This window comes from Lysinibacillus sphaericus (genome assembly GCF_005217585.1).
Taxonomy (GTDB): domain Bacteria; phylum Bacillota; class Bacilli; order Bacillales_A; family Planococcaceae; genus Lysinibacillus; species Lysinibacillus sphaericus.
In genome coordinates, this window is the sequence record NZ_SZPT01000007.1 from 41,794 (window position 1) to 66,479 (window position 24,686).

Genomic DNA, 24,686 nt, shown 5'->3' on the forward strand with positions numbered 1-24,686 from the left:
ATGCAGAAAGTAAGCTTCTTTAAATCAATTCATGTCAAGCTTGTACTAATTTATATTTTGTTGATTATGTTGGCGTTACAAATTATAGGCATCTATTTTGCCAAGCAACTAGAGGAAAATTTGAAAAGTAATTTTCAAGAGTCTATTTTTCAGCGTGTAGATTTGATGCAATATAGCATTCGTGAAGAAATTTTAAAAGAACGCGATGAAAGTATGCCTTCACTTGAGGAAAGTTTGAAATCCATTGTAAAAGAATTTTCCACAGGGTTGAAGGATGTTTCGACAGGCGATATTTTAGAAATTCGCGTAATTGATAGTAGACAGCGTATACTTGCAACTTCAGAAGTAGATAATCAAAATTTAATAGGACAACGTTCGAATACAGACCTTGTCCGTCGAGCTATATCAGCCGAAACACTATTTGATCTGATAAAATTGGACAATAAAACGAGAAATCGAGTATGGGTGTTGGCAACGCCAATTCGTGATGGCGCTGGACCTGATGATGAAATTATCGGGGTGCTATACATTGAAGCAAATATTGAATCTGTTTTTGAGCAAATGAGTGATATTAACCGTATTTTCCTAGGGGGTACCGCTGTATCATTAGTGGTTACTATTTTCTTAGGCATTTTAGTAGCGCGTACTATTACGCAACCGATTGCTGATATGCGTAAACAAGCACAAGCCATGGCGAAAGGGAACTTTTCTCGTAAAGTACGAGTCTATGGAACTGACGAGATTGGCCAACTGGCTACTACATTTAACCACTTAACCAATCGATTGCAAGAGTCTCAATCGACGACAGAGGCTGAACGACGGAAACTTCATTCGGTCCTTAGTAATATGACCGATGGTGTAATTGCAACAGACCGTAAAGGACGCATTATTCTTATTAATGATCCAGCCTTAGAGTTATTGCATATTTCGAGGGATATCACATTGGGACGTCCAATCGCTTCGGTGTTAGGCATCGACCAAGAATATAGCTTTGAGGATTTAATCCATATGAATGATGCCGTCAATTTGGATTTTAGCACATCAGAGGCACCGTATATTTTACGTGCCAATTTCTCGGTAATTCAAAAAGAAACAGGGTTTATTAATGGGTTAATTACTGTACTTCATGATATTACGGAACAGGAAAAGATTGAAATGGAGCGTAGAGAGTTTGTATCGAATGTCTCACACGAACTTCGTACACCATTAACAACGATGCGTAGTTACCTTGAGGCATTAATTGATGGGGCTTGGAAAGACGAAAATATAGCACCTACATTTTTAAATGTTACGCAAACAGAGACAGAGCGAATGATTCGTTTAGTGAATGATTTACTACAATTATCACGAATGGATAGTAGTAATTACAAATTGAACACAGATATTGTGTTATTTAATTCATTCTTTAATCGGATTATCGATCGCTTTGAAATGTCTAAATCAGAAAATGTAACATTTGAACGATTACTTCCAGAGACATCCTATTACGTTGAAATTGATACGGATAAGGTGACGCAAGTAATTGATAATGTGATCTCAAATGCAATAAAATATTCTCCAGATGGGGGTAGTGTACGTTTTGGTTTTACCGTCCAAGGAGATACACTGAAGGTCATGATTTCGGATGATGGCATGGGTATTCCAAAAGAAAATGTAGGGCGTATTTTTGATCGTTTTTATCGGGTGGATCGCGCCCGTGCACGCTCTATGGGTGGTACAGGTCTTGGGCTAGCGATTGCGCGAGAAATGATTGAAGCACATGGTGGGAAGATTTGGGCTGAAAGTGAAGAAGGATATGGGACAACCGTTTTCTTCACATTACCATTTGAATTAGACGATTTTGACGAGGCAGGTGAGTGGGAATGAAATATATAGAACCGGTAAAATCCATTGTTTTATTTCTACTCGTTATGCTAAGTGTAGTACTAACCTTTATTATCTGGACATATACGCCTGATTACAACGTAATTGAGCAAACTGAAGGTAAGGAAATTTTAATTGGTACACAAAAGAAAATAGAAGATGTTATTAAGCCGTATAAAGCTATTTATAGCAGTGACGAAGAATTAACAGGTACTGTATCAAACGGCGCCATGAAAGATATTATGAATATCTTTCATGGCTGGAACATCCTAGACCTAGTTCGAGTGAACAATAATATTTCACCAGAAAATGTTAATGAGATGATACGTGCTAATAACCGTATGACTGTATTTTTTGCTGGGGAAATTCCATTTTCAGAGCTAGGTACAATTTTTAACTTTGGTGAAAAAGAGTTACCAGAGACAACGTTTAATCGCATTATAATCGATTGGACAAATTACGCTAACAAAGAAGTACAAATGTATTTCATTAGTAGCTCTAACAAAACTCTGTTACGCTCACATGTAAGTATTACAAATGCCAATCAATTTGCAAAAGATATTATTGAACCATCTAAACTGCATAGTACGTATAAAGAAGTGGAACGAGATGGCTATACGTCGCTTTACGTGCCAAATGATACAATTGAATCTGTAAAATATACGTATTATATGAATGAACTTTCACCTGAATTATTTAAAAATGTCTTATTTTCAGAGCCAAACGTTGTACAGCGTAATGTAGAAAGTGCGACATTTGAAAAATATACCGATGGCTTTTCTCTAATGACTGTGGATACAAGGTTTAAATCATTGACTTATGTATATCCAGCGGCAGAAAGTAGTGAACGCATAGAGCCATCGAAACTCTTCCGAGATAGTTTTGAATTTATCAATGAGCACGGAGGCTTTACAACAGATTACCGCTATGTATCAAGCAATCCAAGTAAAAATCAAATCGAGTACCAGCTGTATTTACAAGGGTTCCCTGTCTATAGTGATCAAGCAAGTACGCGAATCAAAACGGTATGGGGAGATACCCGCATTTTCCGCTACAATCGTCCATACTTCTCTTTAGACATATCGGAAAAAGAGATTAAAGAACTGCCATCTGGTACAGAGATCGTTGAAAAAATTCATAAACTTAATAATATTGTATTATCAGATATCGATGAAATTGCTGTTGGGTATTATTTAACACAAGATGAAAATTTAAGATTATTTACATTAGAACCAAGCTGGTTTGTTATTCGCAATGGTTCATGGGTTTTACTGACACCTGAAATGCTTGGGGGTGTAAAAAATGGATTGGAATAGAACAAAATCCATTTTTATAGTTGTCTTTTTAATATTAAATATATTCTTATATTCATTGTATGTTAATCGTTACAATGAGGCGCAAAGTGTTGAAGTAACAGGTGAGAAAACGATAGATGCTCGATTGAAAGAGGATAATATTACGTATGGTATACTGCCGAATAATGTGGAAACAGCTACCTTTATTACTGGTAAAGTCCACACTTTTACGGCTGCTGATTTTACCAATCCTAATCATCGCATAAATAATTTAGATGCAAAATTAGAAGGAAAAGAGGCGCATGTCATTCTCGTAAATCCAGTAAAATTACGAAATGTTAATGATGATGCCAGTTTCACAGAATTTGTGCAAGCAAATATTAAAGAAGGCAGTTCCTATGGATTATGGAAGATTAATCGTGAAGAGCGTGTAGCCATCTTCTTTCAAAAAACAAATAACCGAATGCTCTATTACAATAAGAGTGGGTTGTTAAAAATACAATGGAATGCCAACGATGAAGTAACGATGTATGAACAAACGATGCTAGACAATATTGAGGAAGTGGAGCAACAACAAAGTGTGCTACCGCCGATTCAAGTGGTGCAAGCATTATACGCAAAAGGGCTTTTAAAGCCAGATTCACATGTTGACAAGATGCAGCTAGGCTATTCCACACTTGTCTATTTAACGCAAACACAAGTACTATTGCCAACATGGGAAGTACGAGTGAAATTAGAAGATGGTGAAATGGAAGAGTATTTTGTTGATGCTGTGGAAGGTAAGATTATTGAAATTCAAGAAGACAAGCAAGAGGTTGAAGAAGAAGACTGGGGAGTTTAAAGATGCGATTTAGTGTTTTAGCAAGTGGTAGTACAGGCAATTCGATTTATGTAGAGAACGATAATCATGCATTTATTGTCGATGCTGGCTTAAGTGGCAAAAAGATGGAGCAGCTCTTCACAAAAATCGATCGCAATATGAAACAGCTAAGTGGCATTTTAGTTACACATGAGCACAGTGATCATATTAAAGGAATTGGTGTCTTGGCTCGGAAATACAATGTACCGGTATATGCAAATGCTAAAACGTGGCAAGCAATGGATGGACTCGTTGGAGATATTCCGCTAGAGCAACGTTTTGAGTTTGAAATGGAGACGGTGAAGCATTTTGGCTCTTTAGCTATAGAATCTTTTGCTGTTTCACATGATGCAGCAGATCCGATGTTTTATTCATTTCATGAAAATGGTCGTAAACTCGTGGTTATTACCGATACAGGCTATGTTAGTGATCGTATGAAGGGCATTATCCGTGGCGCAGATTCCTTCGTGTTTGAAAGTAATCATGATGTCAATATGCTACAAATGGGTCGCTATCCGTGGTCTATAAAACGTCGTATTTTGAGTGATGTAGGACACGTATCGAACGAAGATGCTGCTATTGCAATGAGCGAGGTAGTATTTGAAAAGCCAACGAATATTTATTTAGCCCATTTAAGTAAAGATAATAATATGAAAGAGCTTGCGCGTATGAGTGTGACACAAACGTTGCAATCTTGCGGGATTATCGCAGGTGAGTTTGTTCATTTAGTAGATACGGATGCAGAGGAGCCAACAAAGCTAGTAACGGTTTAAGAATAAATCAGGTTCAAGCGTTCATATAAAAAAGAAAAGCTGTTCAATGACATTTTATAGTTAATGCATTGAACAGCTATTTTTTATGTCCATTTTATTTATTTTTCATGTAATTTTAATGTTTGAATCGTATGATAAAGGCAAGAATTAATAGATAGAAGTTGTACGAAAGGATGAGGAACATGAGTTATTTAAATGATGATGACAAAAACAGTGATTTTCTAAATAATGATGAAATCCAAAAATCCCCTCTACAGGAGAGATTGGAACGTGAGGAAAAAGAAATGCAAGCGAAGCGTTCTAAAAAGAAAGACGGCGGCGGAGGAAAAGGTGGCTATTTCTTTAGTGGTCTAATAGGGGTTATTATCGGTGCATTACTCGTGTGGCTAATGCTTCCTGGGCTTGTCAATCAGATGCCGGGGACAACAACAAGTAGTTCTGGTAAAAATGAGCCAACCATCAATCAGGTTGCAACAGAAGTAACAACTGATGTTACAGGTGCTGTAGAAAAAGCATCAGGTGCTGTTGTAGGTATTACCAATATTCAAGAAGTGGCAAGTGGCGGTTTTTGGAATCAGCAAACAACCCAAGATAAAGAAACAGGAAGCGGCTCAGGTGTTATTTATAAAGTAGAAGGTGATACAGCCTTTATCGTCACAAATAATCACGTTATTGAAGGCGCAAAACAGTTAGAAGTAACAATGCAAGACGGCTCAAAAGAAGAGGCACAATTAGTCGGTAGCGATGTTTGGACAGACTTAGCTGTTATTTCAATCAGTGCAAAAGATGTTAAAACAGTGGCGACATTTGGTAACTCAGATGTACTAAAACAAGGTGAAACAGTGATTGCAATCGGGAATCCACTAGGTTTAGAATTTTATGGCTCTGTAACAACAGGTGTTGTTTCAGGTAAAGACCGTTCAGTACCAGTCGATTTAAATGGCGACAAAGTTGCGGATTGGCAACAAGAAGTGTTACAAACAGATGCTGCTATTAACCCTGGTAATAGTGGTGGTGCACTAGTGAACTTAGCTGGTGAATTAATCGGCATCAACTCCATGAAAATTTCCGAATCGTCAGTGGAAGGTCTGGGCTTCTCAATTCCAATCAACTCAGCGATTCCAATTATTCAGGAATTAGAGAAAAATGGAGAAATGAAACGTCCAACGATGGGGATTTCATTAGTCGATTTAACAGACGTACCAGCGTACTACCAACAACAAACATTAAAATTACCTAAAGAAATTACAACAGGTGTTGTCATTACAGATGTTATCGCTAACTCACCAGCTTCAAAAGCAGGCGTGAAACAATATGATGTAATTGTTGAAATGGACGGTAAAAAAATCGAAACTTCGATTGATTTACGTAAGCATTTGTACAACGACAAAAAAATTGGTGATACATTAACAATGAAAGTATACCGCGAAGGTAAGTTAGTGGAATTAACACTAACATTAACAAATAGCGATTCATTGTAATAAGCTAATCTAAGCTAATCGGTGGTAGATGTAAAATCTACTACCGATTTTTAATTTAAAAAATTAATCCGCAAGATGTATTTTACTAAGAGAATTTACAAATATAGATGTGGATAACTAGAAATTTGTGCATAATTACTTTACACAGCAAGTAGCGAGAGAAAGCCTTTCTTTCCTACTTGCTATTCCTTTGTTACAATAGGTTGTGGATAACATAGACCGAATTGTGCATAAGTTTGTGGAAATTTCGGAAAATAAGGAGACATGAAAAAATGGAAAAATTCAGTTGCGAAAAGCATATAGATCACGCTTTAGACATGTTTGTTGCGGAGCAAAAAGTATTCCCAATTATGGATAAAGTAGAAAAGGAAAAAAAGTTATCCACAAAATGTAGTTACTGCGAACAGCCAGCAGAATATATTGTATCAAGTAAATAACTTTACACAATATATAGAAAGTACTTGTGGATATGTTGATAACTTTTGTGGATAATTTGTTTGTAAATGAAATGTAAAGGTGGATAACGTGTGAATATAACAATTGTATCAGTCGGAAAACTAAAAGAAAAGTACTTAAAAATGGGGATCGACGAATACGTAAAACGCCTTGGTGGCTATGCCAAAATGGAGTTAACGGAAGTGCCTGATGAAAAAGCACCGGAGCAATTAAGCGAGGCAGAAATGGAAATTGTGAAGAAAAAAGAAGGCGAACGGATCCTTGCAAAACTAAGCCCAGATACATACGTGATCGCCCTTGCCATTAACGGCAAAATGAAAACATCTGAAGAAATGGCAGCCGATATCGAGTCCTTGATGACGTATGGAAAAAGTAAAATTGCCTTCGTCATAGGCGGTTCACTCGGCCTACACGACGACGTCCTCAAACGTGCCGACGAAAAACAATCATTCGGCAAGATGACATTACCACATCAGCTAATGAAGCTAGTCTTGATTGAGCAAATTTACCGAAGCTTTCGCATTATTAAGGGAGAGCCTTATCATAAGTAAGTGCTGTTTTAAAAAAATGCCAGTTAAAACGTTTGTTTTCAACGTTTTAGCTGGCTTTATTTAAATAGTAGGTTCAATGACTTTAACATCAAATGTATTTTTCTCAATAATCGTTGGCTCGGTTTTAGTACTTTTGATAATGACATCGAAATTTTGACTGTATGGATGCATAAAGATTTCGTATTGCATACGGCGATTATTGTGAGATTGCTTTAAATAATCGATAGCCATACCTCTTTCCTCTATATCTCTTACGGCTCTTCTTTCGAATTCTGTATCACCATCAGTATAAAAATATATGAGAAGGTCAAATAATTTTGGATTAGTAAATGCAACGCACATACCTTCTACAATTGTTAACTGGTTTTGTGAAGATAAAATTTCGCTAGGTGAATAATGTGTATCTATCGTTAACAAATCCATATTGTTTTTTATCATACAAATATCTCTTTCTAAAGAGGAGATATTATGTGCTGCAGGATGGCAGGCAGTCATTTTAGAACGATATGAAATTTCTTTATATGGAATCAATATCAGCATATTTTCGAATTGCTGAATCTACTATATAGGGGTCTGTATTAAGAAAGTTAACATCTGTCTTTAACTCCTCCATTAATAGGTGAGCGAAGGTAGTTTTTCCAGCAGCTCCATGACCAGAAATACCAAGAATGAGTTTCTCATCAGAATTAAGAACCCATGCTTTAATTTGTTGAATTAAATTGTTCATCATCTATCCCCTCTTCAATTTTATTTCTCGGTCAACATTGCTAATAATTATAATATAGATTGTCATTCACTAAAGAACACGAAATGGGTGTTCTTTTTTATTTATTGAGGAAAGTAGTTGCAACTGACGTAACGATAGATTTTATACTGGAGGAAAGGGAGCTGAAAATATGTATTCAATTGGGCAATTTGCAAAGAAGACAGGGCTAACGGTACGGGCTTTACGATTTTATAGTGAAAAGGGATTGATAGAACCATGCTATATTTCAGAATCGGGGCATCGTTATTATAATGATGGTAACATAGAGACCCTTCAAAAAATCGTCACATTAAAATATTTAGATTATTCTTTGGAGGAGATAGATGATATTTTACAGAACGGGGAACAGCAGTTAATCGAATCTTTAATGTTTCAAAAACGCCAATTAGAGAAGAAGCGAAATCAAATCGATCGGGTAATTACGAGCTTGGATCAGGCGATTAACATAGGAAAACAAAAAGAAGCCATTGATACATCCATTTTTTTAACGATGATATTTAACTTACTCAAAGAGGATGAGCAACGAGACTATTGGCGAGGTAAGTTACCTGATGAGTTAATCGAGCGACTATACGACTTTTCCGGAATAAACATGATTGAATTTAATCGAAAATACATGGCTTTAGCTAATCAATTGAAGCAGGCATATATCCAACCGATTCAAGATGATTCTTTAAAAGCACTAATGGAGCAGCTATTATCATTAATTCCACAAGATATGGTAGAAGATTTAGTCGAAGTATTAAAGGAATATGAAGATATTGAGCTTAATGATTGGTTATTCCCTACACCTTTTACAAAGGAAGAGGAAGAATGGTTTATTTCGCAGGCTGAACGACTAGGAGTGTATAGGGGGGAAGCTGATGAATAATTCAGTACGAGGCATTTGGCAGCTTGTGAATAGCAATCGATTATCAAAGAAACTGACGATAGGCACTCTTTTACTGAGTATTGTTGAAACACTTATTGGATTGACTGTGCCATTATTTACGATGAGAATGATTAATGATTTTTCAACGATTGGTTTCTCATGGCAGTCCATTTTATTAGTAGGTGTATTTCTTATTTTCCAGGCTGTACTTAGTGGTGTAACGTTTTATATGATGCGTAAGCTTGGGGAAAGAATTGTGGCTAATTTGCGTATGAAGGTATGGGCGCATGTTTTACGGTTACGTATTCCTTACTTTGATGCACATGAATCTGGGGAAACCATGAGCAGAATTACGCAAGATACGAATGTTATTAAGGAACTTATTACAGATCATTTAATTAGTTTTATTTCGGGCTTATTTGCCATCGTTGGTGCGGTAATCATATTAATCATCATTGATTGGAAAATGACATTATTGATGCTAATATCAGTGCCGGTAGCCATTTTATTGACCTTGCCTCTGGGACAACGTATTCATAAAATCGCGAGGGCAAATCAAGATGAGCTTGCTAGTTTTACAGGACAGTTGGGGCGTGTATTAACGAATATACGACTCGTGAAAACGTCGCAAACAGAAAATTATGAGCAGCTAAATGGAGAAGAAAAAATCCAACATTTGTATCAATTTGGATTAAAAGAATCAAAAATTTTAGCCGTGTTATCACCCATTATGACGTTTATTATGATGGTGGTACTCATTTTATTATTCGGCTATGGCGGCGCAAAAGTAGCAACAGGTGCGATTACTGCAGGTGAACTTGTAGCGATCATTATTTACCTTGTTCAAATCATTATTCCATTTACACAAATGGCAACATTTTTCACTTCGCTGCAAAAGGCAATGGGTGCGACAGAACGATTACAAGAAATTTTAAATGAACCAATTGAAGGACATGGAAAAAATGCTATTGTGTCTTCCAATGAGTCAATTACTTTTGAAAATGTTGTGTTTCAATACAATGATAATCCAATTTTAAAAGGTATTTCTTTTACGATTCCAGCTGGTAAAACAACCGCATTGGTTAGTGCCAGTGGCGGAGGGAAAACGACAATGTTTTCATTAATAGAACAATTTTATCATGTTACAGAGGGTACTATTCGATTTGGAGAACAGCCAATTGAACAAATCCATTTAAAGGAGTGGCGTAGCTTATTTGGATATGTTTCGCAAGAAGCTCCACTTATGAATGGCACAATTCGCGATAATGTAACATATGGAAAAAGTGATGTTTTAGAAACAGATATTATAGAGGCATTAAAAAATGCCTACGCATGGGAGTTTGTTCAACAGTTTGAAAGAGGATTAGATACAGAAGTAGGCGAAGGGGGAATTAAATTATCAGGGGGACAAAGACAACGGATAGCAATCGCACGTGCATTATTCCGAAATCCAGCCATCCTATTATTAGATGAAGCAACATCTAACCTTGATAATGACTCAGAGCGAGCGGTACAAAAGGCAATAGAGTATGTTATGAAGGGACGTACAACCGTTATTATTGCACACCGTTTATCTACAATTGTACATGCCGATCAAATTTTAGTGTTTGAGGATGGCCTTATTACGGGTTCAGGAAAACATGAGGAACTTCAAGAACATCATACGTATTATAAACAGCTAATTAAACTAATGACACAGTAAAAGATTGCTCTTCGTAAGACATATTCAAAGAAAAATGAATATGTCTTTTTTTATGTTATAAGGCGTTAATAGGTATATTAAGTAAAAAATACCTGTCTGACTGGAACTTATATAGCATATTCTAGTTACTGAATAACTAGAATATAATTATAAAAATGCGGAAAAAGGTATAAGAAAAAAATGTTAAAAAAACCTTAATATGTAATATAATTATTTGGTGGGAACTTATAGTATTTATAAAATTATCGGAGGTATTTTCATGTCAGACAAAAGTTTTGTAGCAACAATATTACTTTGCTTCTTTTTAGGTAGTTTAGGTGTTCACCGTTTTTATGTAGGCAAAATAGGTACAGGGATACTAATGTTTATTACATTAGGCGGTTTAGGTATTTGGACACTAGTAGACTTAATTATAATTATCGTTGGTAAATTTACTGATAAAGACGGCAACCTTGTTAAATCAAATTAAACATAAGAAGTACAATAGTGAATAAAAAACAATGAGTTTGTACATACATTTTACGCTTGTTGCTTTTATTTATAGCAATACATTAAAAGAAGGGAGACTTTTCAATGTCTACCCTTCTTAATTGTTTCATACAGTTAGTGTTCTATTGTAATTAATAGTAATAATAGCTATCATTCATCATTTCAGTTGCAAAGCCTATTACAAATGAAATAATCGCTACAATAATTGAAATAGCTAGACCAATTACCGCGAATATTAAAGCTGATTTTGCTGCTTTTGGCTGTGTATCTTTCCATGCAAAATAGATAATAAAACCAAGTAGAGGGAAACAGCATAAGCTGAGTACATTAATCCAAATATTTGGTGCATCTTCTTTTGCTACAGTCTTTTGTTTGTGAAATGTTAATACGTTAACACCGCAATGTATACAAATTTCGGCATTGTCATCAATGCTAGAACCACAATTAGGACAAAACATTGTAAAACCCCCTACATATTAAAAAAATTCCCATTTGCCAACTTGCTTCCCTTGTCGTTTTTTATTTGCAATCAGGACAGCATCGATCACGTTAATAGGTGTAATAATAAAAGAAGATAATCCTAAGGTTATCAATGTTAATATAAAAGAAACGACTAACATAACTAACCCTTTAAAAATTTGTCCCATTATTATTTGTCCTAATCCAACGAGGAAAAAGCTTAAAATCCCTATAATCGCTGGATGATAAGATTCTGCAGCTTGCGTTTTTTTAATTTCTTTTAGCATAGAGCCGCAAGCAATACACATGGCTTGATTACAATCTACCTTAGAGCCACATGAGTGACAGAAGTTTTTAGTGACGTAAGGCCGTACACCACATTTCGTGCAAATTTCCGTTAACGCAGCAATAGGTTCACTACAGTGAGTACAATACATAACTATGCCCTCGTGCTATTGACTTGCTAGTCCAATAATGAACATTACGATATAGAATAATACGATAACTCCTATGCTAATGAAGAAGAATATTAAAGCGGATTTAGCCGCAACTGGTTTTTCATTTTTCCAAATAAAATACATAATTAATCCAACAAGTGGTACACAGCAAAGTGTAATGATGTTAATACCCCAGTTTGGTTTGTCATCCCCAACTGCATTTTTTACTCGGACACCACAGTGAATACAAATTTCGGCGTGCTCTGAAATTTGTTCGCCACAGTTTCTACAAAACATAATAGTACCTCCAATAATTCATTGTAAATTCCTTCCAACATTTTGACCCAATAAAAAAAATTGGTAACCCATAATGTAGAAAATATATATAATACCGATACCACCCGATAATCCAGTAAGGAACCGTCTATTATTAGTACTTGTCCATTTACCAAATAATTGTCCAAAACCATCAATAGCCATTGGTAAAATTAGTAATATGATAATCCGCAAATCTATTAAACCTAAAAGTATCACTAACATGATGGATAAGAGATATCCTACAGCCATCCCAGTACATCTTGCACATAAAGGGAACTTTTTACCTTTAAAATGGAATGAGCGGTCTGGTCTTTGATGGCAAAAGAAAAAAACTTGCAATAAAAAATTAATATTTTTTGCCATATTTGTAAGCTCCTTTATTATTCTAGCGTATAGTATATAACAAAAATGGAAACTAGTGAATACAATACATAATTTTAGTTTTATTGTAATGTAAGGTAAAATTATACATAGTAACTTTTTGCGAAAATATAGATGTTTGAATGAAGTTTTTAGCTAATCTGAAGTGTAATATGCCATTTGATTTAGAGCTGTAAATTGAGGGAGACATGTTAAAAGGTTGTTATTTAAAATATATGGTTGAAATGAAGTGTTTTTTGTACATAAAAATGGTAATTTACCATGGGGTTTTAATAAGGAAGGAATGGCAACAGTTGCTTTTAGGTAATTCAAATACCCCTTCACAAGGAGACAAGGGATTTACCATTTGAACTAGTAGATGGATGATTGGACCGATTCATAAAGTTAGTTCAGAAATCAAAATCCATAGGACCGATTTTATATTGATAGTCCTCTAGGTTGAGTGTAAGAGAATCTGTGAAAATTATCCCTTCGCTTTCTAATAATTCCTTTTGATGGGCTGCATTTTTAAAGGTAATTTCTCCTTTGATGTTTACAATACGATGCCAAGGAAGATTATATTTTTCACTCATTGTATGTAATATTCTTACCACCTGTCTGGCTCCTCTAGGACTGCCAGCACATGCTGCAACTTGGCTATAAGTCATAACTTTACCGCTCGGTATATTTTTTAAGACAGCTATTACATTTTTAGTAAATGGTTGCATATTATTCAGCCCCTATAGTAAAAGATATTAATACTAATTATGCTTTAACTATAGCATCTTCTCAATAATACTAAACGTAGGCATTACAATTAACAAAAAAAGTGTTAGATTGACGCAGTCAATCTAACACTTTTTCAGTTGTGGATCACTTATTATTGTGCAGTTAATCCGCCGTCGATAATGAATTCTGAGCCTGTTGAATAGCTAGATTCATCAGAAGCTAAAAATAGTACCATATTCGATACTTCTTCTGGTTCTGCTACACGTTTTAATGGAATGTGTTTAGAGAATTCTTCTACTGCTGCTTTTGTATCTTCTTGTACAACCATTGGCGTTGCGATTACGCCTGGGTGCACTGAGTTTACGCGAATGCCCATTGGAGCTAGATTGATTGCGGCTGCTTTTGTCATACCACGTACTGCAAATTTTGTATCTGTATATCCTACAGCACCAGCAACTAAACCGTTCATTGAAGAAATATTGACTATTGAACCGCCACCAGCTTTCATCATTGAAGCTGCCACAGCTTTCATACCTAAAAATACAGATACTTGGTTAATATCTACAATGCGTCGATATTCTTCTAATGTCATATCAAGCATATTTTTCGCCATCGTAATGCCGGCGTTGTTAACTAATACGTTTACTGGACCAAATGCTTCTTCCGCTTTTGCAATGACTGTAGCCCAATCTTCTTCAGAAGTAACATTTTGTTTAACGAAAATTGCATTTTCACCTAATTCAGTAGCGAATGCATGGCCTTTTTCTTCATTTAAATCTGTTAAAATAACTTTTGCACCTTGCTCTACGAATAATTTAGCATGTGCAGCACCCATACCTTGTGCAGCGCCTGTAATGATTGCTACTTTACCTGATAAACGACTCATATAAAAAGCCCCCTAAACCTCATTTTTAAAATGTGATAGTTGACTATCACTTTATACTTCCTAGTTAACAACTTTCTAGTTGGAATGTCAATTCAAACGACTACCCAATTATTGTGGTCGAATATAGGTTAAAAATACATCCTTTATCATCGTGAGCTGCTTGTCCGCTGAAAGGAATGTAGAGAGGTTCGTATCATGGGTTGTTAGGCTTGATTTAAATGTAAATAAACTGAAATTCTGCACCATCGTTATAATAAAAACATCTAAATCAATGTCTGTTCTTAATGAGCCATCTTTCTTGCCTTGCTCAGCTAATGCTAATAAGATAGTAGCTAATTTGCTTCGTGCAAATAAGTATTCCGCATATTGCTCCGTTGATTCAGCAGCCATTTTTTCATATAAATCAAAGGACTCAAAAAACTTTGCTAAACGTAGCTGTGGGTCCTTTGAGCCGCTTATATAATAATCTAAAATTTGCTCGATTTTTTCAAAAGCCCTAATCGTCTGCTCGACAATTTGTCCTATATCTGTCGCCATTTCATTTGTAATAGAATTGGAAGCAGCGATAACTAAATACTCTTTTTTAGGGAAGTACCGAAATATTGTTGCAATCCCAACCCCAGCGGCATCTGCCACGTCTTGCATCTGTATGTTTTGAACGCCTTGCTCTAAAAATAAATCCTTGGCAATTTGGATAATATTTTGGCGACGTTGTAGTTTTTGTTGTTCTCGTTTACTCATTTTCGTCACTCCAACTGTTCTTCTTACATTAATTGTATCATGTTTACTTGCTATCACTTATGTTCGCATTGCAGGAAACCATTAACTAGTATGCAATAGTAGCTAATTCTACTTATTTCTTTATGTTTGTAATAGCGCTCATAGCATTTATTGTAGTGTGGTTTGTACCCAAAAATAAAAAAGTAAGTAATTAATGCATGAGTTACCAAAATAGAAAGTACCGTTCTAAATTTTTAGAGAGGTGCTTTTTTCTAAATAAAAAACACCTCTAAGTGGCATCTTAGAAGTGTTTGGGATATCAATTTATAATAATAGAAAAAATGCTCAATCCATTGATAAAAATGTGAGCATGTGTTAGATTTATATAGATAGGCACTTTCTTATTTAAAAGTGTATAATATCTCTATTTTAATTATAGAGCATTGTTTTTCATAAGTCAACCCATATACTTTAATTTTTAAGGAGTGAATGCGATGAAGTCGGAGTTTCAGCAAGAGCAACAACGTTTGGACATTGTTATGGAGACTATTTCAGAGCAACTGAGTAAGTTAGAGAAAGAAACTTTACAGCGTAAGAATGAAGTAGTAAATATTCGCAAACATTTTTGGGACGAAATTAAGGTCAATATGGATACCTTTGATGATTACCTTGAGACGATTATCGGCTTAAGACAAGAAACGCAAGCACTGTCTGTCAGTCAAAGCACACACAAACATGCTTCTAAAAGATTGTCTACACTGCGTCGGATGCAGAAAGTGCCTTACTTCGGTCGAATTGATTTTTTAGAAGAAGGTATGTCGGTGAAAGAACAAGTCTATATTGGTATTTCATCGCTTATGGATAAAAGCGGGGAGGATTTCCTTATTTACGATTGGAGATCACCTATTTCGAGTGTTTACTATGATTACATGCCAGGCCCTGCCCAGTACACGACACCGGAAGGCATTATTTACGGGGAATTAGAGAAAAAGTGGCAATACCTAATTCGTGAAGGGGTACTTCAATCCATGTTTGATACAAGTTTGACAATTGGGGATGAAATTTTACAGCAAGTGCTAGGGCAAGGTACAAACAAGCATATGCAAAGTATAGTAGCAACGATTCAACAGGAGCAAAACCGAATTATCCGCCATGATCAAGGCAGGTTGCTTATTGTACATGGAGCAGCTGGCAGTGGGAAAACTTCAGCAGCTTTACAACGCATTGCTTATTTGCTTTATAAATACCGCGACAGACTGAATGCCGATCAAATTATATTATTTTCACCTAATGCTATGTTTAACAGCTATGTCTCTAATGTATTGCCTGAACTGGGCGAAGAAAATATGCAGCAAGTAACGTTTCAGGAGTACCTACATCACCGACTAAGTAAAGAGTTCGAGGTTGAAAATCCGTATGAACAATTGGAATATGTCTTAACTGAAGCCCATACGCCTGCTCATAGTATAAGAGTAGCGAACATCCGCTTCAAAGCATCTACTCGCTTTTTTGAAGTTATTAAAGCATACAGAAAGTCGCTGGAGTTTAACGGTATGATATTCAAAGACATTCACTTCAGAGGACAACCGATACTTACCGCACAACAAATTGGTGAACAATTTTATCGTAACGACACGTCACTTAATTTCCATAATCGACTGGAAAAATTAACAGAATGGATTTTAAAGAAAGTGAAAGAAACCGAAAAAGTTGAATGGAAAAAGGAGTGGGTGCAAGAAGAAATTGAATTGCTTAGTAATGAAGAATACCATAAGGCACGCGTTTATTTAGCTAAAAAGCAAGGCTTTGCCAGAGAGACGATAGCCGATTATGAGATGGAGCCTCATAAACTTGCGCGATTGATTGTATCTAAGAAGCTGAAGACATTGCGGAAACGAATTCGTGCGTTACAATTTATCGACATTAAGGAAATCTACAAGCAGTTGTTTATTGAACCTGAGCAAATAACACAGTGGGTAGATGGTGAAACACCAGTAGAGTGGGAGGCTATTTGCCAAGCAACGCGAGAGATGTTAGATGAAGATAAATTATATTACGAAGATGCTACTCCTTTTTTATTGATGAAAGAATTGATTCAAGGTTTTCAAACGAATAGCGCAATCAAGCATATTCTTGTGGATGAGGCGCAGGACTATTCGCCATTTCAATTCGAGTTTTTAAAACGCTTATTTCCTTTTGCGAGGATGACGGTGCTAGGTGATTTTAATCAGGCTATCTTTGCACATGCTAGCGAAATAATTGATTTTAATATGCTGAGTAGCCTATATGGACCTGATGAAACAGAAGTTATTACGATGACGCGTAGTTATCGCTCGACAAAACCGATTATCGAGTTTACACGTAAACTAGTGCCGAATGGCGAACGCATTATGCCGTTTGAACGAGATGGCGCATTACCTGTGCTAACGCAATTATCGGATCGTGCAGCTTTACATCGTGCTATTACAACGAAAGTCGCAGCTTTGCGACAAGACGGTTATAACAGTATTGCCATTATCTGCAAAACTGCTGAGGAAAGCAAACATGCATTTGAAGCTTTGTCCGATATTGAGGATGTGAAGCTTATAAAATATGGCTCACCGGAGTACGAACAAGGTGTTGTCATTATTCCATCTTATTTATCCAAAGGAATCGAATTTGAAGCGGTTATCATCTACGATGCATCTGAGCACATATATGGTGATGACAGTTTACGTAGAGTTTTCTACACTGCCTGCACGAGAGCTATGCATTATTTGCAACTATATAGCGTAGGGGAACCGAGCCCACTTTTACGCAATGCTATACAGGAAAATTGAGGTGCCAGTCACTCAAACAATTTGCCTTGCAAGACGCACAGGATGTAAGCCGCAACAATTGTAAGTTGCGGCTTACGTTGTGCCTGCGGAAAGGGCGTGGATTTTTATGGAATAGGGGATTTCATCATTATTCAATTTGCTGTGTAATAGCTTAACACCAAACAATTATTTCATGCGGTGTCGTTTGGGCGGGAATGCTTCTTGTCGTAGGGCCATAGACAACAATAAGGGTGCGATTTGCAGGGCTTTTTGAAAAAGGTTGCCCATTTTTAAGTAAAATGGGCGTGTAGGGAGCAACATTTAATTGTAATTGCCCATCACTACTCAACAATTGCGAATTAAAAAAGTCGACTTTTACATTTTGATAGCTGTTTTCTTTGGCAACGATTAGTGCTTGGTATTGTGGAGGATAAATCATTGGGGCAGGTGCATTCCCATCATAATACCCAACAATGCGATCCCCACGGCTCACAACTTCTTGATTTACAAAGTAAGTAGAAGGTGAAATAACAAAATTAACGATGCCACCAGCACCGTCTTCTACAGTCATTAAAGTATAACAACCTTCACTTCCCCCATTCTGTCCGACAGCAAAATCATTTATTTGTGAAACGATTCCTTGAAAAAATTTAAAATTGACCATAGCCATTCCTTTCTTAAAAAAGTGTAAGCAATTACTGAAGACAACTTCACGCCCTGCATTCAATTCAACATCCCTTCGTACAGGGTCATTGTAATCTATGTAACAAGCCTATTTGGGGTGACTAAAAATATGTAGCTTTATTTTTAATACAAAGCAATAATATATTTTTTACTTAAATCACTATATACTTATCTAGAACTAAAACGTAATTTTTCTAAGGAGGGGAGCCTTTTGAATTGGATTTCTAAAAATAAGAAACCCTTTTTAGCATTCATCGTTATTCTTATTATTATTGCGGGTCTGCTCGATATTAAATATGAAGGACTATTCTTTCAAATGTTACCTAAAACTGTTCAAGACTTTTTAGCTAACTTGTTGTAAATACAAGTTTTATTAAACGTCTAGACAAGCAAAAGTACAGACTGTGCTTTTTTGCATAAATGAATTCATGTATAAATAAAAGTCCATCAGACTGGCCAAACTTTAAGATGAAAAGTAATCGCGTAGTTCGATTCCTTTTCAATAAAAATCAATGGAGGATGGCTATGTCAAATATAAACACAAATCGTAACAATGCAAAAGCTAAGGACAAGTTTAGTGCGAAAAAACAAGAAGTTAATCAAAATGGTAAAAAGCTCTATCAAGGAGAGTTTGGCTCTGAATTTGATTTTGATGGGGCTGTAGCACAAGCAAATAACTTTCCTGAAGCACAAGGGAAAAATGCCGCTCGACAACCCGTAAGCGAGCGGACTGCATGGCACTAGTTTGTATTTGACAACTATTCAATACATTGAGTTAAAGGACTAAGGCGTCAATGCCTTAGTCCTTTTTAAAAGAATGCGTTCATGATTTTATTGTTGATGGAATTTTAATAGAGATGGTTGTTCCTATGCCGATACTCGAATCAATCGTTATGCCATAGTCAGTGCCATAATAGAGTTTAATGCGCTGATCAACATTTTTAATGCCAACGCCTCCTAGTTTTGTGCGCTTTTCAGTTGGCTCCTTGTTTAATTGATTAACGTCGAAGCCTTGTCCGTTGTCTTGGACACTAAGTTCTACATCACTACCAGTGAGTTTTGCACTAATATGAATATGACCAATATGAGAAGAACTTCGAATTCCATGATATAAAGCATTTTCTACGATGGGCTGTAAAAGAATTTTAGGCATTTGTACATTGCGTATGGCTGGTTCACAGACAATCGTGTAATTTAACTTCTCCCCATACCGTTCTTTTTGAATAAATAAATATTGACGAACATGATCTAATTCATTTTCTACGGTTGTCAGTTCATTTCCACCACTTAGTGAAAGTCGGAAAAATTGAGCGAGTGCTTTTGTCATTTCTATCACTTTCTCACTATCATTAAACTCAGCCATCCAAACAATTGTATCTAATGTATTGTATAAGAAATGCGGATTAATTTGACTGTGGAGCGCACTAATTTCTGTGGCTCTTAAGTGCTTCTCTTTTTCAGTAATTTCTTGCATTAATTTTTCAATTTGGACAATCATACTATTGAAATGTTTTGCTAAACTTTGTGCCTCATAGCATCCTTTTGCATCAATAGGCACCTCTTTTAAGCCGTATTCGATAGTTTGCATAGCTTTTTCTAAACGTTGGAATGGTTTCGTAATGCGTCCAGCGAATAATGCAACACTAACAGCAGCAATAATAAAGAGAACAGTTCCTACTAACAGAAAGATTTCGAGCAATTGCCTTTTAATCATTAACAATCCATCTTGCGAAGAGACACCAACAAACGTCCAGTCTGCATTCATTAACTTATAGGTGTGCGTTAACGTATTTTTTTCTTTATCATAGCCTGCTTGATTGGCGATTATTTGCTGTAATTGTTGTTGTTTCATGGAGTCTGCAAAATACGCTGTATCCCTGTGATAAACGACTTCGCCTTGATTATTGATAATGAAAGAAAAGCCATTCTTCCCTAAATCTAAATTAGCTAAAAAGTCCTCAATCACTTTATACTGGATATCGATAAGCAATACGCCAATATTTTGACCTTCATTATTTTTTATTTCGCGACTAATCGAAATAACCCAGTTGTCTTTATCCATTGAAAAGTGCTGCATCCGTGCAGAGGTTAAAACGGGTTTGCTACCGTTATTAACAGCCGCCATATACCATTGTTCCTTCATCATATTGCTCGACATACTCATAATTAAACCTTTTTCATTGGAAAGTACTTGCCCATCTTTGCTCACAATAACGACCGATTGAATAAATGGATCGGTTGTCATCGTTGTCCGAATCATCGACAGTAAATTTTGCTTCATAGCGGGATCACGCTCTGTAGTTGAAAAATAGGATACAAGCTGAGGGTTTTCAGCAAGTAAAGCAGAGACCGCTTTTAGACGCTCAATATAAAGGTCAATATACATACCGCTCTTTTCTACTGCTGTTTTCGTACTAGAGGTTGCTTCACTCAATACAACGGAGGAAATACTATAATATAAAATGCCGCCCATTAATAACAAAATAACACCACTTGCTTTTAAATAGTGAAGGGCAATTTGCATGCGTAAAGTTTTCAGCATATTGGACTTCTTCATTTACTATTCCCTCATTTTTTCTCTAAACTGATTCGGAGAAACATCAAATTTCCTTTTAAATGTGGCACTGAAATAATTAGGGTCGTCAAAGCCGACAGCTGCTGCTACTTCATATACTTTCATATCAGTGCTAAGTAAAAAAATTTTCGCTCGGTCTAAGCGAGTAGAGAGCATATAATCTTGAAAGTTTTTGCCGTACAGGCTTTTAAACAAGCTACTCAAATAAGAATTACTTAGTGCCAGTTGTTTTGCTAAGTAGCTTAAAGAAAAATTGACATTGGCAATATTGCGGTCAATTTCCTTTTGGATTTTTGCTTTATAACCAGTATCATCATGTACTTTTGTATCGTTTAATATTCCTTCGACAAGCTTCGATATTTCATGCTGGCTTTGTGTTGCTTGCAGTTTTTCAATCAGATTTTTTAATGTTTCTTGAATGTCTTTTTTAGAGACTGGTTTTAGAACATAGTCATCAATGCCAGCCTTTAATGCTGTTACAGCATAATCAAAATAGTCATAGCCTGTAATAATAGCAATTTTGACATCTGGTTTTAGTGCCTTTGCCGCAGTGGCAAAATCAAGACCGTTCATTTTCGGCATATTGATGTCAGCTAGTATAAGGTCAGGGCTATGTTTTTTGAAAATTTCAAGTGCGGTTTCACCATTTGAAGCTTCGAATACCGTTGAAATAGAAAGCTCCTCGAAATTAACAAATGAGCGAATTCCTTTAATGATAATAGCTTCGTCATCGACGACCAATAATGTATACATGACATCACCTCTTTAAAAACATTCATAAAATAGGAGCTATTCCTTCATTGACAACTAAACAAGCATAGATGCAAATGGCACTGCTTATGCGCAAAATCCACTGTACTTTCTGCGGGCACGTCGGAAGCCGCAACATTCGTCGCTAACCGCGCGAGCCTGTTGCGGCTTATGTTCTGTACATTGCTAAAAGGAGTCTGCGTAAATTTTAGTGGATCGACATAAATTGTTTCAGAATTGTTTGAGTGACTGGCACCGTCATTATTTTGTGAGATGTACTAAGTATCCGTAACCTGCTGCTTCCATTTCGGCTTGTGGAATAAACTTAATGGCAGCACTATTGATGCAATAACGTAAGCCGCCACGATCTTTAGGCCCGTCATTAAATACATGCCCTAAGTGGCTATCACCACTGCGACTTCTCACTTCAGTTCTAATCATATTATAACTTGTATCTTCATATTCAAGCACTACTGCTGGGTCAATTGGTTTTGTAAAGCTTGGCCAACCGCACATCGAATCATATTTGTCCGCTGATGAAAAAAGGGGCTCCCCCGTAACAATATCAACATAAATGCCTGGATCATAATTATCCCAGTATTCATTGGAGTAAGCCATTTCTGTACCATTGCCTTGTGTTACTCGATATTGTTCTTTTGTTAATATTTTTTTAATTTCATCGTCGCTTGGCTTTGGATATCGTGCAGGATCAATGAGTGATGGTATTTCTTGATTTTCCAAAGAATCAAACTTTACATGACAATAGCCATCTGGATTTTTTTCAAGATAATCTTGGTGGTACTCTTCTGCAATTGTAAAGTTAACAAGTGGTTCCACCTCGGTAACAATAGGCTTATCATAGCGTTCTTGTTCTTTTGCTATTACTTTGTCAATAATCGCTTTATCGGCTTCATCTTTATAATAAATACCTGTACGATATTGGGTACCACGGTCATTTCCTTGCTGATTGAGTAAAGTTGGGTCAATTATTTGAAAGAAATGTGCTAATAGTTTTTCTAAATTAACACGTTCAGGGTCATAGCGCACATGAACTGTTTCTGCATGGCCAGTATTTTTCCAAATGACGTCTTCGTAGGTTGGGTTTTCTGTGTTGCCATTTGCATAACCAGATACGGCATCATAGACACCATAAACACGCGCCATATAATGTTCTACACCCCAGAAGCAACCACCTGCAAGCCAAATATCTTTTAAATTATTTGTATCAAAACTGACATTGACGTTAGGGTTTGGTGGATATTTAGATTGTGCTTGTGCTGTACTTGCATTACTTGCTAACAGAGAAGTGTCCGCTGAGCATGCAGATAAAAGTAGTAAGATACTTACTAATACGCCAAATAATTTTATCTTCATTAGAGATTCCTCCCTTTATTATTGGATACTTTTAAATTTCTCAATAATTTGTGGATTGCCTACATGGCCGGGGAGCGTTTGAATTAGTTTGCCATCAGATCCAATATAGGAAGACGTTGGATATGCTCGCACATTGTATTGTTTTGCAATGGCGCCATCTTCATCTAATAGCACTTTAATATTTGGAGTGTTTTCAACCCCATTAAACCATTTAATAAATGCATCACTGTCTTTTTCATTATTAAAGTTCGGCGAAACGATGCTTAAGACAACAAAATCCTGTTCCTCACCAGCCAATGTATTTAGTTCTTCTAAGCCAGCTAAACAAATAGAGCACCAAGAAGCCCAAAACTTTACGTACACTTTTTTACCCTTGTAGTCAGCAAGATTATAACGATCACCTTTAACATCAACTAAGTTAAAGGAGGGGGCCACAATGCCCTCGTTACTAGCCGCTGCAGTAGTAGCTGTATTTTTGGAATCTGCAGAACATGCCCCTAAAAAAAGGACTGCTACGAACAAAATAACAAGATGTTTTAAATGATTCATACTAAATCTCCTTTCTATTGTGGAATGAATGTTAATAATAGGTTTAAATTATTTGTCATTAAAACAATTCCCATGAAAATAATCATGATACCACCGGCAATTTTAATTTTCTTTGTATGCTTATTGATTTTTGTAACATGACGTAAAAGGAAATCGGAAAAAAGTGCAAGAACTAAAAAGGGAATTAGTAATCCAAGTGCATAGAAAAACATCATCAGCGCCCCATAAGTAGCTTGCCCCTCACTTGCTGATAAGCCTAACACTGCTCCTAAAATTGGTCCGATACAAGGTGTCCAACCCATACTAAATGTTAGACCCAAAAGATAGGTGCCGAGTAAGTCACGTTTATTACTCCGTGTTAGTTGTACTTTTGTTTCTTTATGAAGCACGGCTAATTTAATGAAGCCAATTTGATGTAGACCGAGCAAAACGACTACTGCCCCACAGACGACGATAAACCAGTCTGTATTAATGACCGAACCAAGAAAACCGGCGCCAAATCCTAAAATCACAAAGCTTGTTGAAAGACCGACAACAAAAATAATCGTTTTAAATAGTAAATGTGTATTTACATGCCATTTACCGATAGAGAAGCCATGTTGCATAGCAGTTCCACTTTCATTCGTTGACAAAACTGAAAAATAAACCGGTAGTAAAGGGACAATGCAGGGGGAGAGGAAAGAAAGAATTCCCGCAATAAAAACAGTACTGAATAAAAGCTGTCCGTCCATGATCGAAGCACCACCTTTCTTGTATAGTTTTATAGTAAGAAAAGTGAATGCAAAGCAACATAGAATGATTTTATGAAACTCTTAGAAATCATCTTGTAAAAACATTAAGTGTGTAAAGTTAGTGAATTTTGTGCGTTTAGGGTAAGAAGGTATTAAACGAATACACTATTATTTTTCAAGTTTTTGGTAAAATAAGGTAGGGGGAGGGGT

General features: G+C 36.2%; 26 protein-coding genes and 1 pseudogene. 13 read left to right on the forward strand and 14 right to left on the reverse strand.

The annotated features are described in order from the left end of the window. The 7 genes from walK (at position 1) to rlmH (ending at position 7,278) form a co-directional block, all read left to right on the forward strand. The gene (walK, locus tag FC748_RS19345; protein WP_024364333.1) at positions 1 to 1,866 is read left to right on the forward strand and encodes a cell wall metabolism sensor histidine kinase WalK; all 1,866 of its coding nucleotides are present in this window, start codon (positions 1 to 3) and stop codon (positions 1,864 to 1,866) included. Then, positions 1,863 to 3,179 (forward strand): YycH family regulatory protein, encoded by a 1,317-nt coding sequence (locus tag FC748_RS19350; protein WP_108031093.1) that lies wholly within the window; start codon positions 1,863 to 1,865, stop codon positions 3,177 to 3,179. The genes walK and FC748_RS19350 overlap by 4 nt, the downstream gene beginning before the upstream one ends. Further along, the gene (locus tag FC748_RS19355; RefSeq protein WP_108031092.1) at positions 3,166 to 3,999 is read left to right on the forward strand and encodes a two-component system regulatory protein YycI; all 834 of its coding nucleotides are present in this window, start codon (positions 3,166 to 3,168) and stop codon (positions 3,997 to 3,999) included. Before FC748_RS19350 ends, FC748_RS19355 begins: the two co-directional genes overlap by 14 nt. A 2-nt stretch (positions 4,000 to 4,001) precedes the next feature. After that, the gene (locus FC748_RS19360; RefSeq protein ID WP_024364330.1) at positions 4,002 to 4,790 is read left to right on the forward strand and encodes an MBL fold metallo-hydrolase; all 789 of its coding nucleotides are present in this window, start codon (positions 4,002 to 4,004) and stop codon (positions 4,788 to 4,790) included. A 182-nt stretch (positions 4,791 to 4,972) separates the two neighbouring features. Then, on the forward strand, positions 4,973 to 6,271 hold the full coding sequence (locus FC748_RS19365) for a S1C family serine protease (protein WP_108031091.1): 1,299 nt from the start codon (positions 4,973 to 4,975) through the stop codon (positions 6,269 to 6,271). 272 nt (positions 6,272 to 6,543) lie between these two features. Continuing rightward, entirely contained in the window at positions 6,544 to 6,708 is a 165-nt protein-coding gene (locus FC748_RS19370) for a CxxH/CxxC protein (protein ID WP_036205521.1), read from the forward strand. Between the two features lie 90 nt (positions 6,709 to 6,798). Next, complete coding sequence (gene rlmH, locus FC748_RS19375; protein ID WP_024364328.1) at positions 6,799 to 7,278, forward strand: 23S rRNA (pseudouridine(1915)-N(3))-methyltransferase RlmH; 480 nt, start codon at positions 6,799 to 6,801, stop codon at positions 7,276 to 7,278. A 60-nt stretch (positions 7,279 to 7,338) separates the two neighbouring features. Here the strand turns inward: rlmH and FC748_RS19380 are convergent. Further along, positions 7,339 to 8,005, reverse strand: a pseudogene (locus FC748_RS19380) (uridine kinase family protein). Positions 8,006 to 8,174: 169 nt separating this feature from the next. On the opposite strand from FC748_RS19380, the gene FC748_RS19385 reads away from it, so the two are divergent. The 3 genes from FC748_RS19385 to FC748_RS19395 all read left to right on the forward strand — a co-directional run bounded on the left by FC748_RS19385 (position 8,175) and on the right by FC748_RS19395 (position 11,086). Further along, on the forward strand, positions 8,175 to 8,915 hold the full coding sequence (locus FC748_RS19385; RefSeq protein ID WP_024364325.1) for a MerR family transcriptional regulator: 741 nt from the start codon (positions 8,175 to 8,177) through the stop codon (positions 8,913 to 8,915). Continuing rightward, entirely contained in the window at positions 8,908 to 10,617 is a 1,710-nt protein-coding gene (locus FC748_RS19390) for an ABC transporter ATP-binding protein (RefSeq protein WP_108031090.1), read from the forward strand. The genes FC748_RS19385 and FC748_RS19390 overlap by 8 nt, the downstream gene beginning before the upstream one ends. 259 nt (positions 10,618 to 10,876) lie before the next feature. Next, positions 10,877 to 11,086, forward strand: a complete 210-nt coding sequence (locus tag FC748_RS19395; RefSeq protein ID WP_024364324.1) for a TM2 domain-containing protein — start codon at positions 10,877 to 10,879, stop codon at positions 11,084 to 11,086. Between the two features lie 151 nt (positions 11,087 to 11,237). On the opposite strand, the gene FC748_RS19400 is transcribed toward FC748_RS19395, so the two are convergent. The 7 genes from FC748_RS19400 to FC748_RS19430 form a co-directional block, all read right to left on the reverse strand. Continuing rightward, positions 11,238 to 11,564 carry a zinc-ribbon domain-containing protein gene (locus tag FC748_RS19400; protein WP_024364323.1) on the reverse strand — a complete coding sequence of 109 codons (327 nt, stop codon included), beginning with the start codon at positions 11,562 to 11,564 and terminating at the stop codon, positions 11,238 to 11,240. An 18-nt stretch (positions 11,565 to 11,582) separates the two neighbouring features. Next, complete coding sequence (locus tag FC748_RS19405; protein ID WP_024364322.1) at positions 11,583 to 12,002, reverse strand: zinc ribbon domain-containing protein; 420 nt, start codon at positions 12,000 to 12,002, stop codon at positions 11,583 to 11,585. A 15-nt stretch (positions 12,003 to 12,017) separates the two neighbouring features. Further along, complete coding sequence (locus tag FC748_RS19410) at positions 12,018 to 12,299, reverse strand: zinc-ribbon domain-containing protein (protein WP_024364321.1); 282 nt, start codon at positions 12,297 to 12,299, stop codon at positions 12,018 to 12,020. An 18-nt stretch (positions 12,300 to 12,317) separates the two neighbouring features. Further along, the gene (locus FC748_RS19415) at positions 12,318 to 12,683 is read right to left on the reverse strand and encodes a DUF2085 domain-containing protein (protein WP_024364320.1); all 366 of its coding nucleotides are present in this window, start codon (positions 12,681 to 12,683) and stop codon (positions 12,318 to 12,320) included. A 407-nt stretch (positions 12,684 to 13,090) separates the two neighbouring features. Then, the gene (locus tag FC748_RS19420) at positions 13,091 to 13,408 is read right to left on the reverse strand and encodes an MGMT family protein (RefSeq protein WP_108031089.1); all 318 of its coding nucleotides are present in this window, start codon (positions 13,406 to 13,408) and stop codon (positions 13,091 to 13,093) included. Between the two features lie 152 nt (positions 13,409 to 13,560). Beyond that, positions 13,561 to 14,295, reverse strand: coding sequence for a glucose 1-dehydrogenase (locus tag FC748_RS19425; RefSeq protein WP_108031088.1), 735 nt, complete (start codon positions 14,293 to 14,295; stop codon positions 13,561 to 13,563). Positions 14,296 to 14,403: 108 nt separating this feature from the next. Further along, positions 14,404 to 15,036 (reverse strand): TetR/AcrR family transcriptional regulator, encoded by a 633-nt coding sequence (locus FC748_RS19430; protein ID WP_108031087.1) that lies wholly within the window; start codon positions 15,034 to 15,036, stop codon positions 14,404 to 14,406. Positions 15,037 to 15,509: 473 nt separating this feature from the next. On the opposite strand from FC748_RS19430, the gene helD reads away from it, so the two are divergent. Continuing rightward, the gene (gene helD, locus FC748_RS19435) at positions 15,510 to 17,834 is read left to right on the forward strand and encodes an RNA polymerase recycling motor HelD (RefSeq protein WP_108031086.1); all 2,325 of its coding nucleotides are present in this window, start codon (positions 15,510 to 15,512) and stop codon (positions 17,832 to 17,834) included. Between the two features lie 151 nt (positions 17,835 to 17,985). On the opposite strand, the gene FC748_RS19440 is transcribed toward helD, so the two are convergent. After that, positions 17,986 to 18,477 carry a hypothetical protein gene (locus FC748_RS19440; RefSeq protein WP_024364315.1) on the reverse strand — a complete coding sequence of 164 codons (492 nt, stop codon included), beginning with the start codon at positions 18,475 to 18,477 and terminating at the stop codon, positions 17,986 to 17,988. A 231-nt stretch (positions 18,478 to 18,708) separates the two neighbouring features. Here FC748_RS19440 and FC748_RS19445 point away from each other — a divergent pair, with 231 nt between their 5' ends. Further along, positions 18,709 to 18,858, forward strand: a complete 150-nt coding sequence (locus tag FC748_RS19445) for a hypothetical protein (RefSeq protein WP_227665392.1) — start codon at positions 18,709 to 18,711, stop codon at positions 18,856 to 18,858. Between the two features lie 164 nt (positions 18,859 to 19,022). Next, the gene (locus FC748_RS19450; protein ID WP_024364314.1) at positions 19,023 to 19,241 is read left to right on the forward strand and encodes a hypothetical protein; all 219 of its coding nucleotides are present in this window, start codon (positions 19,023 to 19,025) and stop codon (positions 19,239 to 19,241) included. A 79-nt stretch (positions 19,242 to 19,320) separates the two neighbouring features. Here the strand turns inward: FC748_RS19450 and FC748_RS19455 are convergent, their stop codons facing one another. From FC748_RS19455 to FC748_RS19475, 5 genes are all read right to left on the reverse strand, one after another. Continuing rightward, positions 19,321 to 21,054, reverse strand: a complete 1,734-nt coding sequence (locus FC748_RS19455) for a sensor histidine kinase (protein WP_108031085.1) — start codon at positions 21,052 to 21,054, stop codon at positions 19,321 to 19,323. A 3-nt stretch (positions 21,055 to 21,057) separates the two neighbouring features. Next, complete coding sequence (locus FC748_RS19460) at positions 21,058 to 21,825, reverse strand: response regulator transcription factor (RefSeq protein WP_108031084.1); 768 nt, start codon at positions 21,823 to 21,825, stop codon at positions 21,058 to 21,060. A 258-nt stretch (positions 21,826 to 22,083) separates the two neighbouring features. After that, on the reverse strand, positions 22,084 to 23,196 hold the full coding sequence (msrAB, locus tag FC748_RS19465) for a bifunctional peptide-methionine (S)-S-oxide reductase MsrA/peptide-methionine (R)-S-oxide reductase MsrB (protein ID WP_024364311.1): 1,113 nt from the start codon (positions 23,194 to 23,196) through the stop codon (positions 22,084 to 22,086). 18 nt (positions 23,197 to 23,214) lie between these two features. Then, positions 23,215 to 23,745, reverse strand: coding sequence for a redoxin family protein (locus tag FC748_RS19470; protein WP_108031083.1), 531 nt, complete (start codon positions 23,743 to 23,745; stop codon positions 23,215 to 23,217). A 14-nt stretch (positions 23,746 to 23,759) separates the two neighbouring features. Further along, positions 23,760 to 24,476, reverse strand: coding sequence for a cytochrome c biogenesis CcdA family protein (locus FC748_RS19475; RefSeq protein ID WP_108031082.1), 717 nt, complete (start codon positions 24,474 to 24,476; stop codon positions 23,760 to 23,762). Positions 24,477 to 24,686: the final 210 nt, after the last annotated feature.